16 protein-coding genes are annotated in these 18218 nt (G+C 76.0%); 7 read left to right on the top strand and 9 right to left on the bottom strand.

Annotated features, from left to right (window positions below; translation table 11 throughout):
- Nucleotides 1–130: 130 nt before the first annotated feature.
- Nucleotides 131–571, bottom strand: coding sequence for a VOC family protein (locus ACFCX4_RS22950; protein WP_376145285.1), 441 nt, complete (start codon nt 569–571; stop codon nt 131–133).
- Between the two features lie 105 nt (nt 572–676).
- Nucleotides 677–1207, bottom strand: a complete 531-nt coding sequence (locus ACFCX4_RS22945; protein ID WP_376145283.1) for a MarR family winged helix-turn-helix transcriptional regulator — start codon at nt 1205–1207, stop codon at nt 677–679.
- A 97-nt stretch (nt 1208–1304) separates the two neighbouring features.
- Here ACFCX4_RS22945 and ACFCX4_RS22940 point away from each other — a divergent pair, with 97 nt between their 5' ends.
- A complete protein-coding gene (locus ACFCX4_RS22940; protein ID WP_376145281.1) occupies nt 1305–2615 on the top strand; it encodes an SgcJ/EcaC family oxidoreductase in 1311 nt (436 codons plus the stop codon).
- A gap of 212 nt (nt 2616–2827) precedes the next feature.
- On the opposite strand, the gene ACFCX4_RS22935 is transcribed toward ACFCX4_RS22940, so the two are convergent.
- On the bottom strand, nt 2828–3856 hold the full coding sequence (locus ACFCX4_RS22935) for a homoserine dehydrogenase (protein WP_376145279.1): 1029 nt from the start codon (nt 3854–3856) through the stop codon (nt 2828–2830).
- Between the two features lie 159 nt (nt 3857–4015).
- Entirely contained in the window at nt 4016–4633 is a 618-nt protein-coding gene (gene thpR / locus ACFCX4_RS22930) for an RNA 2',3'-cyclic phosphodiesterase (RefSeq protein WP_376145277.1), read from the bottom strand.
- Nucleotides 4634–4887: 254 nt separating this feature from the next.
- Between thpR and ACFCX4_RS22925 the strand changes: the two genes are divergently transcribed.
- Entirely contained in the window at nt 4888–5238 is a 351-nt protein-coding gene (locus ACFCX4_RS22925; RefSeq protein ID WP_376145275.1) for a hypothetical protein, read from the top strand.
- Between the two features lie 109 nt (nt 5239–5347).
- On the opposite strand, the gene pepN is transcribed toward ACFCX4_RS22925, so the two are convergent.
- Entirely contained in the window at nt 5348–7837 is a 2490-nt protein-coding gene (pepN, locus tag ACFCX4_RS22920; RefSeq protein ID WP_376145273.1) for an aminopeptidase N, read from the bottom strand.
- 277 nt (nt 7838–8114) lie between these two features.
- Between pepN and ACFCX4_RS22915 the strand changes: the two genes are divergently transcribed.
- Together ACFCX4_RS22915 and ACFCX4_RS22910 are read left to right on the top strand one after the other, a co-directional pair.
- Nucleotides 8115–9566: a cytochrome P450 gene (locus tag ACFCX4_RS22915; protein WP_376145271.1), complete on the top strand. Its 1452-nt coding sequence runs from the start codon at nt 8115–8117 to the stop codon at nt 9564–9566.
- Nucleotides 9563–10342 (top strand): aminoglycoside adenylyltransferase family protein, encoded by a 780-nt coding sequence (locus tag ACFCX4_RS22910; protein WP_376145269.1) that lies wholly within the window; start codon nt 9563–9565, stop codon nt 10340–10342. The genes ACFCX4_RS22915 and ACFCX4_RS22910 overlap by 4 nt, the downstream gene beginning before the upstream one ends.
- Nucleotides 10343–10426: 84 nt before the next feature.
- Here the strand turns inward: ACFCX4_RS22910 and ACFCX4_RS22905 are convergent, their stop codons facing one another.
- On the bottom strand, nt 10427–11380 hold the full coding sequence (locus ACFCX4_RS22905; protein ID WP_376145267.1) for an RNA-binding protein: 954 nt from the start codon (nt 11378–11380) through the stop codon (nt 10427–10429).
- A 183-nt stretch (nt 11381–11563) separates the two neighbouring features.
- On the opposite strand from ACFCX4_RS22905, the gene ACFCX4_RS22900 reads away from it, so the two are divergent.
- A complete protein-coding gene (locus tag ACFCX4_RS22900; protein WP_376145265.1) occupies nt 11564–12016 on the top strand; it encodes a GyrI-like domain-containing protein in 453 nt (150 codons plus the stop codon).
- A 121-nt stretch (nt 12017–12137) separates the two neighbouring features.
- On the opposite strand, the gene ACFCX4_RS22895 is transcribed toward ACFCX4_RS22900, so the two are convergent.
- Entirely contained in the window at nt 12138–13283 is a 1146-nt protein-coding gene (locus ACFCX4_RS22895; protein ID WP_376145264.1) for a hypothetical protein, read from the bottom strand.
- A 373-nt stretch (nt 13284–13656) separates the two neighbouring features.
- On the opposite strand from ACFCX4_RS22895, the gene ACFCX4_RS22890 reads away from it, so the two are divergent.
- Nucleotides 13657–14430, top strand: coding sequence for a hypothetical protein (locus ACFCX4_RS22890; protein ID WP_376145262.1), 774 nt, complete (start codon nt 13657–13659; stop codon nt 14428–14430).
- 185 nt (nt 14431–14615) lie between these two features.
- Nucleotides 14616–15830: a glycosyltransferase gene (locus tag ACFCX4_RS22885; RefSeq protein ID WP_376145260.1), complete on the top strand. Its 1215-nt coding sequence runs from the start codon at nt 14616–14618 to the stop codon at nt 15828–15830.
- Nucleotides 15831–15920: 90 nt separating this feature from the next.
- Here ACFCX4_RS22885 and ACFCX4_RS22880 read toward each other — a convergent pair whose 3' ends face one another.
- Together ACFCX4_RS22880 and ACFCX4_RS22875 are read right to left on the bottom strand one after the other, a co-directional pair.
- Nucleotides 15921–16361 (bottom strand): VOC family protein, encoded by a 441-nt coding sequence (locus ACFCX4_RS22880; protein ID WP_376145258.1) that lies wholly within the window; start codon nt 16359–16361, stop codon nt 15921–15923.
- Nucleotides 16362–16493: 132 nt separating this feature from the next.
- On the bottom strand, nt 16494–18149 hold the full coding sequence (locus tag ACFCX4_RS22875) for a hypothetical protein (protein ID WP_376145256.1): 1656 nt from the start codon (nt 18147–18149) through the stop codon (nt 16494–16496).
- Nucleotides 18150–18218: the final 69 nt, after the last annotated feature.

Raw genomic sequence — 18218 nt, 5'->3', positions numbered from 1 at the left:
GCCGCGGTCCGTCGAGGGGACGGACCGCGGCGCGGCCGTCTGTGCCGGGGCCGCCGGGAACGCCGCACCGCCCCCGTCCGGCGGCGAACCGCGCGGGGCCGACGGCGTACCGCGCGGGGCCGGCCGGGCCTCAGCCGAGTTCCTCGGCGAGGCCGACGACGATGCCCTCGGGCCCGCGGACGTAACAGAGCAGGTAGACGTCCTCGTACCGCACGATCTCGCCGACGAGCCGTGCGCCGTGCCGGCGCAGGCGGGCGACGGTGGCCTCGACGTCGTCGACGGCGAACATCACCCGACGGAGGCCGAGCGTGTTCGCCGGCGGGTCCTGCGGCTCGGGGGCGATGGCTTCGGGCCGGTGGAACTTCGCCAGTTCCACCCGGCCGGGGCCGCCGGGGACGCGGAGCACGGCGATGTCCTGCCGGACCCCTTCGAGCCCGATGACCCGCTCCGCCCCGGGCCATTCGAGCGGCCCCCTGCCCTCCAGCTCCATCCCGAGGTCGACGAAGAACGCGATGACGGCATCGAGGTCGTCGACCACGATGAGGACGTTGTCCAGCCGCCGGATCGTCATGACGGGCCTCCTTCGCGCGGCGCGGCCACGGTGACCGCCCGCTCCCCGCCATCATCGGCCGCGCGGCCCTCGCGCACGCGCCCGGAGGTGCGCACGGGGCGGCGGCTACCGCGGGTCGGGCCCGTCGGCCCGGTCGCCGAGGGTGAGCAGCACGCGGCGCAGCAGGCCGGCCAGCTGGTCGCGCTCGGTGGCGGTGAGACCCGCCAGCTGGCGTTCCTCGCCGGCCAGGTGGTGCTCGACGAGGCGGTTGGTCAGCTCGCGGCCGGCGTCGGTCAGGGAGATCAGCACCCGGCGGCGGTGGGCGGGGTCGACGGCCCGGTCGACCAGACTCTTGCCCACGAGGTGGTCGATGCGGTTGGTGAGCGCCGCCGAGCTGACCATGGCGGCCGAGCTGAGCTCACCGGCGGTGAGGACGTGCGGCGGGCCGGAGCGCAGCAGGGTGGCCAGGACGTCGAACTCCCAGGGTTCGACGCCGTGGAGGGCCAGGTTCTCCTTGATCCCGCGCTCCAGGAGGCGGGAGGCGCGGGAGAGCCGGCCGATCACGGCCATGGGAGAGGCGTCGAGGTCCGGACGGACCGCGCGCCACTGGGCGGTGATGCGGTCGACGCCGTCGAGCGGGGGCTGCTGTTCCGTCATGCACGGAGTCTAACATTTCGACGTGGAAGTGTTTGACATCGCCGATCGATCCTTCCTATAATTTTGACATCGAAATGTTCGACCAAGGGGGATTGCCATGAAGATCCTGCTCACCGGCGCCACCGGCTACATCGGTTCCGCCGTCACCGAACACCTCGCCGCCGCCGGCCACCAGGTCGTGGCGCTCACCCGTGGCGCGGAGCCGCGGCCCGGCCGCGCCTGGCACGCCCAAGTGGTCGGCGACACCACCGATCCGGCCTCGCTCGCGGGCGCGGTCGGTCCCGACATCGAGGGCGTGATCCACCTCGCCCCGCCGAGCGGCGACGCCGACGTCGACACCGCCGTCGTCGAGGCGCTCGCGGCCCCGCTGCGCGGCACGGGCCGCCCCTTCGTCTACACCAGCGGCGTCTGGGTGCTCGGCGCCACCGGCGGGGCCCGGGAGGTCGGCGAGGACGCCCCGACCGACCCGATCGGCATCGTCGGCTACCGCCCGCTGATCGAGCGGCGGGTGCTGGCCGAGGCCGCCGAGGGCGTGCGCGCGGTCGTCGTCCGGCCCGCCGTCGTCTACGGGCGCGGGGGCGGCATCCCCGCCATCCTGGTCGACCGGGCCCGCGGGCAGGGGGTGCCCGAGTACTACGGCGAGGAGGGCGTGCGCTGGCCGACCGTCCACGTGGACGACCTCGCCGGGCTGTTCGTCGCGGCCGTCGAGCGGGCCGGGGCCGGCACCGTCTGGCACGGCGTCGGCGAGCCGGCCGTCCCGGTCCGCGAGCTCGCCCGGGCCGCCGGCCGCGCGGCCGGCGTGCTCGCCGCCCCGCACGCCGTCCCGGTGGAGCAGGCCGCCGAGGTCTTCGGCCCGCTCTTCGCGGAGGCGCTGGCCCTCGACCAGAGCGTCAGCGGCGCGGCCGCCCGCACCGTCCTCGGCTGGCAGCCGGAGCGGCCCGGCGCGGTGGCCGAGCTGACCGCCGGCTCGTACCGTCCGGTCGAGGTGTTCGGCGCCCCCGAGGGCGCGGGGACCGACGCCGAGGTGGCCGCGATCCGCCGCCTCGTCGCCGAGGTCGAGCACGCCCAGCAGAACGAGCTGGTCGACGGCTTCCTCGCCGTCTTCCGCCGGGAGGACCCGGTCTGGACGACCGGCCACGGCAAGCGGCTGTCCGGCTTCGAGGAGATCGCGGCCTTCACCCGCAAGGTGCTGCCCGGGGCGACGGCCGGGTCCACCGCCGTCTACGACGTCGAGCGCGTGCTGTTCCTGCGGCCCGACGTCGCGGCGGTCAACGTCCGTCAGCAGCCGGTGGGACCCGACGGCGGCCGGCTCGCCGACCGACCGGAGGGACGGCCGTTCTACGTCCTGGTCAAGGAGGACGGCGTCTGGCGCGTCGGCGCCGCCCAGAACACGGTCGTGGTCGGCTGACCCCTGCCCCGGCCACCCCGGCCCGGAAGCAGGGCACCGGGGCGGCCGGTTCCCGGGTCGGCGGGGCGTGCGGGACCGGACGGGGGTCGGGCCCGCACGCCGCGCCGGTCCGGGGGCCGGCGCGGCGACGGCGCCCGCGCCCGGCCCGTCCGACGCCCGGCCGGGCGTCCGAGTGTCCGGCCGGGCGCTCGACCGGGGCCCCGACCCGGCGCTCAGCCGAAGCCGAAGCGGCCGGCCGTCGTCACGTCGAGGGTGTCCTTGAGCATCGCGAGCGCCGCGCCGAGCGGGCTCGAACGGCCACCGCTCACCGTGATGTCCCCCGCCTCCGGGCAGCCGTAGACCACCGCCTTCTCCGGGCCGGCCAGGGCGTGCAGCGGATCGCCCGGCACGGTCTCCTCCAACCCGACGCGGACCAGCAGGGGCTCGTCCGCACGGGCGCCCGCCACCGCCCGCAGCCGGTTCCCCCGCGCGGCCGCGGCCAGGGCCGCCCCGGCGGTGTGCGCGTCCACCGGCTCCGTCCGCACCCGCACGGCCGACGGCTCCCACCCCCACAGCAGCGCCGCCAGCAACCGCACCTTGGTGGCCGCGTCCGCCCCGGAGAGATCGGCCGAGGGGTCCGCCTCGGCGATGCCGCGCCGCTGCGCCCCGGCGACCGCCTCCGCCAGGGACTCCCCCGCCGCCAGCCGGTCGAGGACGAAGGTCGCGGTGCCGTTGGGGCACGCCCGGACGGACACGCAGCCGAGGCCGCGCACACCCGTCCGCGCCAGGTCGCCCGCGGGCAGCGCCGCGCCGGTGGCCCCGGAGATCCGGATCAGGCCGCGGCCCGCCTGCGCCGCCTCGCCCAGCTCGCGCCAGTGGGTGAGCAGATGGCCCTTGGCCGCGGTGACCACGTGCACCCCGCGCCGGAGGGCGAGGACGGCCTCCTCCGCGGCCTGCCGCCGCACCTCCGGTGAGGAGGGCAGCGCCTGCACCAGCACGCGTGCGCCGCTGCGGTCGAGGCTCTGCTCCAGCGGCACCGGCGGCGTCCAGACGGCACGCGGCGGCAGCGGCTCGCCCGGGCGCGGCAGGCAGTGCGCGGAACCGGTGCGGACGGCGCCGAGCCGGAGCCGGACGCCGTGGCGGCGGGCGAGTTCCTCGCCCCGTGTCCGCAGCAGGTCGGCGTAGGCGCGGCCGACCGGGCCGTAGCCCGACAGCACCACCGCGACGTCCTGCGGTGAACTCGGGTCGGTGGCGGGTGTCATGGCGGGGCGTCTCCTGTTTCGGCGGGCGCGGCGGGCGAGCGGGGCGGTGCGGGCGGCCCGGACGACGGGGTGACCCGACGGGGCGGCCCGACGGGGCGGGCGGGACGAAGCGGTGGCGGGCGCGGGGGACCCGCCGGGCGCTCGTGGCGCCGCACCGTGCTAACGCCCGGCGGGGGCGCCGCCGTCAGCGGCCCGGAGCGCGGTGCCGAACCGCCACGACTCGATGTCCCGGTAGCGGATCCGGCCGGGCCCGCGCCCGATGTTGCTGCCGACCAGGTGGAGGCGTTCGGCCGGCCACGGCCGGCCCACGAAACCCTCCAGCCCGGCCGCCGCCCGCGGGACGCTCACGGGATCGTCGCGGCGGGCCCGGGCCAGCGTCAGATGGGGGCGCAGCGGGCGTTCGGCGAACTCGATCCCGCAGGACCGCACCAGCGCCCGGACGTCGGTGGCGAGTGCGTGCAGCCCGTCGAGGTCCCCGGCGATCCCGCTCCAGAGCAGCCGCTCGTCGAAGTGCCCGCTCCCGCGCAGCGCCAGCCGCAGGGCGGGGTGCGAGGCAGCCCGGCCGGCCAGCACCGACCTCAGCGGCGGCACGGCGGCGGCGGGCAGCTCACCGAGGAAGGCCAGGGTGATGTGCCAGTCCTCGATGCGGTTCCACCGCAGGCGGGGGTGGTCGGCGCAGGCGGGTGCCAGGGCCCGGGCCAGCTCCTCCTTGGCGTCGTCGGGCGGGGCCAGCGCCACGAAGACGCGCAGGGTCGAGGGTCCGGGGTGATCGTCCACCAGAGATTTCTAGCACCCCCGGCCGGGCCGGCCGGAGCCCGCCCGTGCCCGGCACGTGGCGCGGCCGGCCCGCGCCGCGTGCCGGGGACCGGCCGTGACCGAACGCGCGGGGACACGTGCGGGGCCGGGCCCGCCGGCGCCCGGCCGGTACGGTGAGGTGCCCGGCGCACGGTGGCCGGGCCGCGGGCCGGCGGGCCGGCGGCACCCACGGACGGAGAGGCGGAGGACGGATGAGCCTGGAGGAGGGCCGGCGCGTGAGGCTGGCCGAGGACCTCGGGATCGGCGAGGCGGTCGCCGGGGAGCCCGGGGCCGTCGTCGGGTTCCTCTCGCTGGGCGCCGGGATCGAGGGCACCGTCGAGCGGGTGGACGGGGAACTGCCCGAGAGCCACGAAGTCCGCGAGTACCAGCGGCTCAGGGCCCTTTTCGAGGACTACGGGCACACCGTGCCGGAGGCGAGCCGCAGGCGGCTGGAGGAGGAGATCGCCGCGCTGGAGCCGGAGTGGACGGCGTTCCTGGAGCGGGGCAACCCGGTGACCGTCCGGGTCCGCTGGGACAACGGCTTCGTCCTCGACGGCGTGCACCAGGACCTCCTCGCGCCGCTCTGACGGACGGCGCCGCGAGGGACGGACGCTTCCGCGGCTCCCGGCGCCGCGCAGCACGGCGGACGGTTCGCCGCGTGGGGCGGGACGGACACGGCCGCCCGCCCCCTGCCGGTCAGTTCGCCGTCAGTGCCCGGGCCCGGACCGCACGGCGGAGGGTGTCGAGCTGGTCGACCAGGCCGCGCCGGGTCGCCGGGGTGAGGTCCGGGTCGGCCAGACAGTCCTCCGCGGCCCGCACCGTCCGGTCGGTGGCGGCGAACGCGGGGAAGGCCACGGCGGTGAGCACCCGGGCCATCGCGGGACCGCGGCGGGCGGCGGCCGGGCCGAGTTCCTCGAAGTAGCGCGCGGTCAGCCCGGCCAGCAGTCCGGCCTGCTCGGGCTGCCAGAGGCCCCTGGCGGTGGCGGTGGCCAGGTAGGTGGAGAGTTCGCCGTGGAACAGCGCCTGCCAGGCGGCCTCCTTGGCCGCCGGGTCGGGCCGTGCGGCGCGGCAGCGGGCGGCGCCCTCCTCGCTGGTGTCGCTGGGGTCGGCGGCGAGTTCGGCGGCGATCTCGGCCTCTCCGGCGGCGCCCAGCACGCACAGCCGCAGGAGCAGCTGCCAGCGCAGGTCCGGATCGAGCACCGGCCCGCCGGGCACCGTGCCGGCCGCCAGCCAGCCGCGCAGCTCGGCGGCCTGCGACTCGTCGGCGGCGGTGCCGATCACACCGCGCACGGCGACCAGGCGCAGGCCGGTGTCGTCCGGGCGGTCCTCGGTGCGCCGCAGCAGTGTGCGGCAGACGCGGGCGAGTCCGGCCAGTGCCGCCGGCCGGGTGGCGGGCGGCACCGCGCCGTCCACCACGAACTCGCGCGCGAAGGAGAGCACGGCGTCCACCAGGTGGACCGAGGTCTCGCCGGGCAGGTGGGCGTCGACCAGATCGAGGTACGCGCCGGGCGCCAGTTCGCCGTCGCGCACCTGGTCCCGGGCGGAGCCCCAGAGCACGGCACGGGCCAGCTCCTCGGGCACGGCACCGAGCGAGGAGCGCACGGTGCGCCAGGAGGCGGGGTCGAGGCGGATCTTGACGTAGCCGAGGTCGGTGTCGTTGAGCAGGGTCAGCACGGCGTCGGCCGGGCGGATCACGGCACTGTCGGCGGGCAGGTCGAGCGGCGTCCGGTCGGCGACCTCCAGGGCGCCCCCGGTGGTGCGCCGGTAGTGCGCCACGGTCAGCCGGTGCGGGCGCGGCCGGCCGTCGGCCGAGGTGTGCACGATCCGGTCGCCGTCCGGACGCAGGGTGTCCACGCCGGTGGTGCGCAGCCAGCGGTCCGCCCAGCCGCGGATGTCGCGGCCGCTGGCGGCCGCCAGCGCCCCGAGCAGGTCGTCGAGGGTGGCGTTGCCGAAGGCGTGCGCGTCGAAGTGGTCGTTGACCCCGGCGAGGAAGGCCTCCTCCCCCAGCCAGGCGACCAGCTGGCGCAGCGCGGCGGAGCCCTTGGCGTAGGAGATGCCGTCGAAGTTCTGCAGTGCCTGGGCGGTGTCGTCCACCGTGTCGGGTGCCACCGGGTGGGTGGAGGGGCGCTGGTCGGCGTCGTAGCCCCAGGTCTTGCGCTGGGCGGCGAAGCCGGTCCAGGCACCGGTGAAGCGGGTGGAGGAGGCGGTGACGCCGTGGGCCATGTACTCGGCGAAGGACTCGTTCAGCCACAGGTCGTCCCACCACGTCATGGTGACCAGGTCGCCGAACCACATGTGCGCCATCTCGTGCACCATCACCATGGCGCGCTTCTCCCGCTCGGTGTCGGGCACGGCGGAGCGGAAGACGTAGTCGTCGCGCAGGGTGACGCAGCCCGGGTTCTCCATCGCGCCGAGGTTGAACTCGGGGACGAAGCACTGGTCGTAGCTGTCGAAGGGGTACCGGTGCCGGAAGATCCGGTGGTAGTGGTCGAAGGCCTGCCGGGTGATCTCCAGCAGTTCGGCGACGTCGGCGTCCAGGTGGGCGGCCAGCGAGCGGCGGCAGTGCAGGCCGAGCGGGATCCCGTCGTGCTCGGCGCGCACCGAGTGCAGCCGGCCGGCGACCAGGGAGACCAGGTAGCTGCTGATCGCCGGGGTGGGCGCGAACTCCCAGCGGCCGGGGCGGACCTGCCGGCCCGCGCCGTTGCCGACCACGGTCCACTCCGGCGGCGCGGTGACGGACACCGTGTACGGCGCCTTGAGGTCGGGCTGGTCGAAGGAGGCGAGGATCCGCGGGCCGTCGTCGAGGAAGGACTGGGCGTAGACGTAGTCCTCGCCGTCGGCGGGGTCGGTGCAGCGGTGCATGCCCTCGCCGGTGCGCGAGTAGGCCATGTCGGCCTCGACGGTGAGTTCGTTGTCGGCGGCCAGTCCGGTCAGCGGGAAGCGCCCGGCGCGCAGCGCGCCGGGGTCCAGGTCGCGGCCGTTCAGCACCACCCTGCGCAGCCGGGCGGGTTTGACGTCCACGAAGGTCTCCGCCCCGGGGGCGGTGCAGCCGAAACGGATCACCGTGGTGGAGCCGAACACCTCCGGCCCACGGGTCAGGTCGAGGTCGACGCGGACGGTGCGGACGCCGAGCAGTCGGTGGCGCTCGGCGGCCTCGGCGCGGGTGAGGACTGAGGTGTCGGACATACGGCACATGCTGCGCCATCCCGCGGACCGGCGGCACCTGCTTTTCGGTGCCCGGGGCGCGTCGGGCCCCGGATGCCCCGGACGGCCGCAAGCACCCGCGCAAGACGCTTGCATCGGCCCGATGAATGCTTGAACGGGTATTCGCATCATCGGCGCAACTGCCCCCGCGCCCGGCGGCCCCGCCCGGAATTCGGGCGCGCGGCAGGTCCACTGGCCCCGGAAGCACGGCGGGGGAAGAATCCGACGCACTGTCACACCGGCGCGAGGAGGCCGCCCCATGACCATCCCCGGCCCCGACCCCGGCCCGGACGGCGGCGCGGACGCCGTCGCCCGGGCGGGCGGTCTGCACGCCTACCAGCTGTGGCTGCACGAGGAGTACGGACCGGTCGTGCGGTTCCGGCTGCCCGGTGCCGAGAACGCCGTCTCCATCGCCGATCCGGTGCTGCTGGAGGCGACCGCGCACCTCGACGAGCGGCCGCGGCCCCTGTTCTCCTTCCTCGACCCGCTGTTCGAGGCGGGGAACCTCCAGGTGCTCCCCGCCGGCGAACACGCCCGGTGGCGCCGGCTGCTCCTCGACGTCCTGGCCGGACGGCCCTCCCACGAACGGCACTTCGCCGGTTTCACGGCCCTGGCGACCGGACTCGCCGACCGCTGGGCCGCCCTGCCCGCCGAGGAGCCCGTCGAGCTCCAGCGGGAACTCACCGGCATCTCCCTCCGGATGATCTGCGCCTACGCCCTGGGCGGCGACGCCGCGGACCCGGACGGCGTGGTCGAGGCCTTCGAGACGGTCCTCACCGACCAGCTGGAGCAGCTCTACCGGGTGCCGTCCGGCCGGAGCCCGCGGGAGCGCGCCGACCGGACCGCCCGGGCGCTCGCCCACCTGCGGACGACGGTCGACGGGGTGATCGCCGCCCACCGCCCGGCCGGGTCCGGAGCGCCCGGCGGGGACGAGGGCCAGGACCGCCACGGCCGCCGGGGCGCCCACGGCGACCGCAGCGACCTGATCGGCGCCCTCGTCGAGGCCGGCGAGCGCCCCGCGCGCATCCGCGACACCGTGCTCGGGACGATGCTGGCCGCCCACCACACCACCGGGGTGGCCGTCTCCTGGACCCTGCACCTGCTCGCCGGGCACCCCGCCGAGGCGGCCCGCGTCACCGCGGAGCTCGACCGCGTCCTCGGCGACCGCGCGGCACCGGGGTACGCCGACCTGCGCCGGCTGCCGTACCTGGACATGGTCCTGCGGGAGTCGCTGCGCCGCTTCCCGCCCGGCCCCTACGGCGCCCGGCTGGCCACCCGGCCGCTGACCGTCGGCGGATACGGACTCCCCGCCGGGACCGTGGTCTTCTACCCGTTCCACGCCGTCCACATGAACCCCGCGCACTGGCCCGAGCCGGAGCGCTTCCGTCCCGAGCGGTTCACCCCGGAGGAGTCCGCCGGCCGGCCGCGGCTGGCCTGGATCCCGTTCGGTTTCGGCCCGCGCGCCTGCGAGGGGGCGAGCCTGGCGATGCTGGAGGCGAAGCTGCTGCTGGCCGTGCTCCTCAAGGGCCTCCGATTCCGGCCCCGGCCGGGCCACCGGGTGGTGCCGACCGAACGCTTCGTCCTGTGGGCCGCCGACGACATCCGGATGCTGGTCACCCCGCGCGCGGCCCGGACGGCCCCGGGCCCGGACGGGGCGCCGGATCCGCCGGGGGCGCCGGGTCCTTCCGGGGCGCCCGGGGCGCGCGGGTGAACGCCGGCGGCGCGGCGGACCAGCTCGCGCGGACCGTCGCCCTCGTCCGTGGCGTCGTGGGCCCCGGGTTGCTGGGAACGTACCTCCACGGCTCCGCCGTGCTCGGCGGCCTCGCCCCGGCCAGCGACCTGGACGTCCTGGCCGTCACCCGGCGCAGTCTCGACGCCGGGCAGCGGCGGGCGCTCGTGGACGGCCTGCTCGGGATCTCCGGCCTCACCCCGACGGTCCGGCCGGTCGAACTCACCGTCGTCGTCCGGTCCGAGGTCCGCCCGTGGCGGTTCCCGCCGACCGGGGACTTCCTGTTCGGGGAGTGGCTGCGCGAGGACCTGCGCACGGGCGCGCCGCCGGGCCCCGGCCCGATGCCGGACCTCGCCCTGGCCGTCACCGTGGCCCTGACGGGCGGTCGCACCCTGACCGGACCGCCCCCGGCCGAACTCCTGGACCCGGTCCCGCCCGCCGACCTCGCCCGGGCGAGCGTCGCGGCCCTCCCCGGGCTCCTGGCCGACCTCGACGCCGACACCCGCAACGCCCTGCTGACCCTCGCCCGGGTCTGGACCACCCTCGCCACCGGCGCGATCAGGACCAAGGACGCCGCCGCCGACTGGGCCGTCGCCCGGCTGCCGGGGCAGCACCGCCCCGTCCTGGAGCACGCCAGGGACCTGTACCGCACCTGCCACTACCAGGACGAGACGTGGAGCACGGAGCTGAGGTCCCTCGTGCGCCCGCACGCCGAGCACGTGCTCGCCCGCATCGACCGCCTGCACCCCTGGCGGTGACGCACCGCCCGGAGCCCGGCCCCGGCGGCCCTCACCGCAGCCGGCCCCCGCCCCGGCCGGGCCCACCGGGAGCGCCGGGCCCGGTCACGCGTCGCCGCCGCGGACCCGGACCACGCCGTCGGGATCGGGGAGGACGGCGGTGAACCGCGGGTCGGAGTCGTCGTGGACCAGGACGGCCAGGCGGCGGACACCGGCGAGGGCCTCGGCCGACTCCGCCCGGTCCTCAGGATCGAGCCAACAGGCCGCGAGCCGACCGTCGGCGTACTCGCGCAGGACGTGGTGACAGTCCGCCGGGTCGAGCGGGCCCAGTACGGCGTCCGGGTCCGCGGTCAGCGGATCCCTCCGGGCCGCCAGCCGGGAGCGCGGGGCGAGCCCGGCCCGGACGGCGTCCACGGTACCGGGGGTGAGCCGGTGCCAGCGCGAGCTGTTCGCGACGAAGCGCTCCTCCAGCAGGTGGACCTCCCCCGCCGCGACCGCGAGCCGCAACCGTGCCCAGTACCCCTCGTCGGCCGGCGGCTCCGGTGTGCTTCCGTCGGGCCGGGGAGCGTACGGGGAACCGGCCTGCGGCTCCGGGAACAGCCCGAGCTCCCGGGCGCGGGCCACTCCCGGTCCGACCGGCCCGGCGGTGCCGATGTACAGGTACTGGTCCTGGCCGACGTGCACGAAGAAACGCTCCTCCGCCTCAAGCAGGCACCAGGCGCCGCTCTCCCGGAGCATCACCCGGACCAGCTCGATCGCGGTGGCGAGGTCCACCCGGGCACCGTCGTGGAACCCCGCCGGCTCGGCGAACAGACCGCGCAGGCCGTGGCCCGCGAGGACCGGTCCCGTGCCGAAGTGCACGACACCGGAGAGCTCCGGATCACGGACGGTCAGCCACTCCACGCCGGCCGCGCGCGCGAACGCGGCGACGACCTCCAGGTACGCGGCCTCGACCGGTCCCTCGTCACAGCCGGAGTCGAGCGGCCCGACGTACCAACCGTTCTCGTCGCGGTCGGCGGGGTCGTACTTGGTGACGCGATGAACGCTGATCCCGGGCACCGGAACACTCTAGGCCCCCGCCGGCGTCGACGGTCCGCAGCCCCTCCCGGCCTCGGGCGGCGCACCCCCGCATTGCCCGTCCGGAATTCCGGACTGAATTTCGAGGAGGATTTTAAAAGCCCCTCGAACGAACTTTTATACCTTGCTACGGTTTCCCCACGTCAGCCGAACGAAGGATGATAGATGTTCACTTCGGAACTCGTCCCGGAATCCCGCATCGCCTTTCTGCGGCGCACCGGCCCCTACGGGGAGGCGAATCGGATCCACATGGAGGAGCTCAGGACCTGGGCCGCCGCGCACGGCCTGCTGGGGGCCGACTCCGCCGTCCTGGGCATCGCCCGGGACGACCCCGCCCGCACCGCGCCCCACGCCTGCCGCTACGACACCTGTCTCGTCGTGCCCGAGGAGGCGCAGGTGCGCGGCCCCGGGGTCCTGGTGACCCGGCTGGCCGGCGGGCGGCACGCCGTCATGACCGCCGCCCACACCCCCGAGGGCCTCGCACAGGCGTGGGCCGGGCTGTTCGGGAACCTCGCCGCCCAGGGCTTCGAGTTCGACGGCACCCGCCCCGTGCTCGAACGCTACCGGCCCGCCCTGCTCGACCGGCACCTGTGCGAGATCTGCGTCCCGGTGCTCTGACCCGACGCCGGGACCCGGGGACCGCCGGCCCTGCGCGCGGTGCTCGTTCCCGGTTGTGGCCGGGCCGGGAGACGGCGTGGCCACCCGTACCGGGAGGACGGGTGGCCCGACGCGGTGCCGGTCAGCAGGTGGGGACGCCGGGCAGCTGGTTGCCCGCCGAGTGGAGGTAGATGTTGGTGACGTAGCCGCCGTACTGCGGCAGGTACGCCCACCAGTCGTTGAGGTACGGCGGGACGGAGACCGTCTCCCCCTGCTTCTGGCAGGAGACCAGCACGTCGACGCCCGCGGGCAGCACCGTCTTCGCAGCCTGCTGGGTGTTCGCCTGCGGCCGCACGTTGACGTTCTCGCTCCACGTCCCGAACCAGCTCCCGGCCGGCTGCACCGCGCCGGGGACGTTCAGCGAGCGGGTGAGCCGGCCGATGTCCGTGTACGCCTTGCCGTACGTGGTGCCCACGGGGTGCGAGGTGTAGACGGCCACGATGCTGCGGTCACCGGTGCCCACCGTCCCGGTACTGTGCAGGACCGGCCTCGTCAGGTCGACCGCGACGGTACCGGCGGCCGCCACCGTCGGGGGCTTCGGCGGCTTGGGCGTGCACCCGCCCGAGGAGAACCCCGACCAGCCCTGCTTGACACCCCACGGCTGCTCGAACGACCCCGCGATCCCGAAGTGCTGGTCGAACCCGTCCGTCCCGCACCGGGTCGAGGCGTGCAGGTTCCCCAGCACGAGGTCCCGCACCGCCACCGGCGCCTGATCCAGCAGATAGCGGTAGATCCGCACCGTGTCGGCCGCCGTCACCGCCGTGTAACCCCACATGTTGTCGTCCACCGGACGAACCGTGTTCACCAGCGACAACCGCGACACCATCCGGTCCACGATCGCACCACCACCGCCGTTCCCCCAGTAGAAACTGGCGGCACCGTCGTCACTGCTGCGCAGCATCGCGTCCAGCCGCACCCGGTCCGCCGAGGGAACGTCGTACACCGGCCCGCGGTTCCACAGATAGTCCAGAGCGATCAGCAGCTTCACCACCGACGCCGAACGGAACTGACCCGTGGCGTTCAACTGCTCGGTGAACGTACCGGTCTGCCGGTCGTAGACCGCCACACCCGCCGTCACACCCGGCGGCACCTGCGCCGAGGTGACGGCCCGCGGTCCGGCCACCGGCCCGGCGGCCGCGGGCACCGGAACGGCGGCCAGACACACTCCGGCCACCGCGAGAGCCAACAAGGAACGCGCGCCGCTGCGGCGCGCCTGCGTACGGAACATGAGGGACTCCGCCAAATCGCCCTGGGAAACTGCCCGGTCGGATCCAGAATCCGCGCAGCCGGCCGGCAGACACCGACCGATCGGCGGATTGGTCCAGACATTTCCACAGACGGACCGACCTGTCAGTACGTCTGACCAATCCGGAAAACAGTTGACCGACCAATTGACCACCAACGAAACCCAGGACGGTCGCAGGCGAACCTCCCCCCACACCCCCGCCGCCACCGAACGGAACACCCACCAACTCCCACGCCCACCGGTCCGGCACCCCGGGCGGTCGCACGCTGGAGGGTCCCAGACTCGACCCGTCACCGCAGGATCTCTGAAATGCTGTACGTGTCAGCCAAGTTGGCCACGGGAGGGGATCATCTCGATGAGTTGGCGGAAGCGGTTGACGGCACCGTTCATCTCGCTCGGCGCGGTGGCACTCGGCATCGTTCACATCGTCCGACCGGATCTGAAGGTCGACGGCGCCACTCTGGTGCTTGCGGCGATCGCAACTGTGCCCTGGCTGGGCGGACTGTTCGAGAGCATCGAGCTGCCTGGTGGCGCCAAGTTCCAGTACCGCCAGCTGGAAGAGCGGCTGGAGGCCGCCGAGCAGCGGGCCGAGGACGTCCGGCTGGCCGTGAGCGACGCCGGCAGGCAGGCACGGGTCGCGCTGGTCACGGCCGGCGAGGAGAGCAGTCGGGGGCGCACGGCACACGAGGCGGTCGCACGGCTGCTGGAGGAGTTCACCGACCTGCGGCGCACGATGCCCTCCGGTCCGGGGCGCACCTACCGGCAGGAGCTGATCTTCGCCGAACTCGTCCGGCACGCGCCCCGGCTCGACGGCTTCGACGTCGCGGCCGCCCTGCGGTCGCCCGACGGCGGCACACGGCTCAGTGCCTACGCCCGCCTCTACGCCCGTCCGGAGGGGGAGTTCCTGACGGCTCTGGTGAACGCGGCCGCCGAGGAGCCGTTGGCGTTCGCCCAGTTCTGGGCCCTGCACGCGGTCGGCGCGGTGGTCGACGCCGTCGGTCCCGGCAACGTGCGGCTGGGCACGGTGCGCCGGCTCCGCTCGTGCCTCGCCCGGATCCCGCACGACGCGGCGGACCGCGCCGGGACGCTGCGTTCGATCCTCGGGCGGCTGGAGGACGCGGGCGGCTGACGCCTCGTCGGCCGGACGGCACGCGCCGGAGGCGTCCCGCCGACCGGCCGTGCGCGGTGTGGCAGAGTACGTGCACGACGGCGGCCCGTCCCGTCCGGGAACGCGGCGCGCACGGCGTCGGACAACGCCCGTGCAGAGCCGTCGACAGCGGCCGGGCGGCGGCGTCCGCGGAGGAGGACCACCCCATGCGCGTTCTGATCGTCACCGCCGGATCCCGCGGCGACGTCGCGCCCTTCCTCGGTCTGGGGCGGCGTCTGAAGGACGCGGGCCATCAGGTCGCCGTCGCCGCCCATGCCGCCTTCGCCGAGCTCGTCGGCGCCTGCGGCCTCGACCACCGGCCCCTGCCGGGCGACGCCCAGGAGCTGCTCCTGGCCTGGTCCCGGGCGGCCTCCCGGGAGGAGGCCCGGGAGGCGACGAAGGCGTACGCCGACGGGCTGGCCGACGGGGTGGCCGAGGCCGCGACCGGCGGGGCCGACCTGATCCTCACCGCGTTCGGCCCGGCACCGCTCAGCCGCGCGGCGGGCGAGGCCTTCGGCATCCCGGTCGTCGGCACCTACCTCACGCCCGCGTTCGCCACCGGTGACTTCGCGCTGCCCGGTGCTCCGGGCACCGGCGACACCGGGCCGGAGGCGAACCTCGCCGGTGGTCTGACCGTGCTCGGCCGTGCGGAGGCCCTCTTCGCCGGCGCCGCCGACCGGGTGCGCACCCGACTCGGCCTGCCCGCCGGGGCGACCTCGGCGACCTCGGAGCTCCGGCCCGTCTTCCACGGCTTCAGCCCCCGGGTGGTGCCCCGGCCCGCGGACTGGCCGACCGGCGTCGAGGTGTCCGGCTACTGGTGGCCGGCCCGGCCGGACGGCTGGCAGCCTCCCGCCGAGCTGACCGACTTCCTCCGGGCCGGGCCTCCCCCGGTGTTCATCGGCTTCGGCAGCATGGCGCCGGGGCAGGGCGAACGACTCAGCGAGGTGGTGGCCGCCGCCGTCGAGCGGGCGGGCGTCCGCGCGGTGGTGCAGGCGGGCTGGGCCGGACTCGGCGGCCACGGCCCCGACGTCCTGGCGATCGGCGACCTCCCCCACGACTGGCTGTTCCCCCGGACCGCCGCCGTCGTCCACCACTGCGGAGCCGGAACCACCGGGGCGGCGCTGCGGGCCGGGGTCCCCGCCGTGCCGGTGCCCGTGCTGGCCGACCAGCCCTTCTGGGCGGCCCGGCTGCAACGGCTGGGCGTCGCTCCCCGGCCCGTGCCGTTCCAGGACCTCACCGCCGAATCCCTCGGCGACGCCATCACGGCCTGCCTGTCCGACCCGGCCCTGCGCCACCGGGCCGCCGAACTCGGCCGCCGCATCGCCGCGGAGGACGGCGCCGCACCCGTCCTCGCCCACATCGAGCGGGTGAGCGGCGGCTGAACCGCGCCCACCAGGGGGACGCCCACCCTCCGGCGACGGCACCGGCCCCGGGCACACTCCGCCGCCGTGGGCCCGGGGCGAGCGGCGCGGTCAGCGGCGGACCGGGCCCGCCGCGACGCAGAACTCGTTGCCCTCCGGATCCGCCATCACGACGTGGTGGCCCTCGAACACCTCCAGCACGCTCCCGCCCGCCTCCACCAGCCGCTCGGCCTCCGCCTCGATCCGGGCCCACCGCTGTGCCGGGCCGCCGTCGACCGGCACCCTCACGTCCATGTGGAGACGGTTCTTGGCGGTCTTCGGCTCGGGAACCTTCAGGATGCACAGCCGGGGCCCGACACCGTCGGGATCGCAGAGCCAGGCGCCGTCGTCGGCGTCCTCACCCTCCGGCAGGTCGAACTGCGCGAGCCACTCCTCCCTGGTCCTGTACGGGGCGGGTGGCGGCTCGTCCACGTACCCGAGGGCGGTCCTCCAGAACGCGGCGAGGAGCTGCGCGTCCGTGCAGTCGAGCGTCAGATCGATCAAGGCTGCCATGGCAGGACCGTAGCGCAGGCCCCCGACAGCACACCGCCGCGCGGCCCGCCGTTCCCGGTGCCACGGAAGACCGGCCGCAGCACCGCCGCGACGAGCGGCCTCCGCTCCTCGGGGGCGTCCCGCCGTGCGGGCTCAGCTCCGCTGCTTCGCGGGAGGCCGTGGCAGGCCGCTGCGGGTGGTGACGAGCGCGCCGAGGGCCGCGCCGGTCAGCGTGACGGCCAGGGCCCAGCCGAGGACCTGGCCCGAGGCCTCGGACCAGGCCGCCGTCCGGCCGGCCGCCCACTGGAGGTACGGCACCAGCCCCACCGCCGCGCCGGCCGCCCCGAACGCGAACAGCACGAGCAGCAGGCGCCGGCCCGGTGCCGGCCCGCGGCGCAGGAACCAGAGCATCGGCAGCAGCCCCGCGGTCAGCACGCCCGCGGGCAGCACCCCGGGTACCCTCCAGAGGAGTTCGCCGCCGCACAGCCACGCCGCGAGCCGGACCCACATCAGGCACAGCACCTGCCGGAGCAGCAGGAGCAGGATCTCGCCGGGGCGGCGGGCCGTCGCGGAGTCGCGGAGCAGCCGGGCGGCGGTGGCGGCGAGGACGCCCGCGAAGCCGGCCGCGACCGCCACCGGCACGCCCAGGGCCCAGGAGCGGGGCTTCTCCGGGACGACGACGGCGCGGAGCGTCGGGTAGCCCTGCCTCGACCACGCACCGTCGGAGTTGCCGCGCACCAGTCCGCGCCCCGGGTAGTGGGCGAGCACCGCCCAGCCCTCCGGGGCGGGGACGACGAGCAGCTCGGCGGGGCGGGCGGTCTCGGCGGTGTACGACGGCACCGCACTGCCCGGTGTGCCGCCCGGTGTGCCGCCCGGGGCCGGCTCGGAGACACCCGCCGAGGACGGGCCCGGCGAGGACGGATCGGGCGGAGCCAGCGGGTCGGGCAGGACGGCCGGCACACGGGCGGGGGCGGGGTCGAACACGAAGGGCGGACGCGTCCCCGGGAGCGGCCTCGGGGGCAGCGTCGAGCGGACGAACGGAGGACCGGGATCGAAGACGGTCCGCCAGGTGACGCCGCCGTCCGCGCTGCCCTCGACCGGCGACTCCCCGTCGAGGAGGCGAAAGCACAGCATGGGCCGACCCGCCACGCACCGGCCCTCCTGCGGGGGGCGCTCGTCCCGGGCGGCCCGGGCGGCGCCGGTGCGGCGCTGCGGGGTCCAGGTCGCGCCGCCGTCCGGCGACGTCCACCGGCTCTCCGTGGTGTCGAGCACCGGCTGCCCGCCGCTGCTCCACAGGGCGAGCGGCGGCTCCGGCGACCGGGAGGTGGCCACCATGGCGGCCACGGCCAGCGGCACCCCGAGGAGGGCCGCCCACTGCCACGGCCGCCGGGTGGTGCGCGAGCGCCTCCACAGCCACCAGGCGACCCAGAGCACGGGCAGGGCCACCAGGTCGCCGCGGTCGCCCCGGATCCGGCTGGGCACACCGCTCCACGACCAGACGGCGGAGGCGAACTCGCCACCGGCGGGGCCGGACTTGGCGACGGTGAACATCACGGCCGTCGCCGCCAGCCCCGCGAACGCCGGACGGTCCCCGCGCAGGCGCAGCAGCGGCGTCAGCAGCAGGGCGAGGACCACCGGTGAGACCAGCATCCAGGCGAGGTCGCTGAGCTTCCCCGTCACCGGGCCCGGCCACAGCCGTTTGCCCACGTGGTCGTTGAACAGCAGCACCGCCACCGCGCCCAGCGTCCCCGGGTGTCCCGCCCAGCGGAGCACCGCCCGGACCGCTCCCCGCTCCCCCGTCCCGCGCATACCCGGCAGCCTGCCCCGTCCGCGGCGGCGGCAAGCGCCCGCTGCCGTGACCCGGCGGAGCCCCGCGGG

It is taken from the genome of Kitasatospora sp. NPDC056327 (assembly GCF_042261735.1).
Lineage (GTDB): Bacteria > Actinomycetota > Actinomycetes > Streptomycetales > Streptomycetaceae > Kitasatospora.
This window is presented reverse-complemented; position numbering and strand designations above follow the sequence as displayed.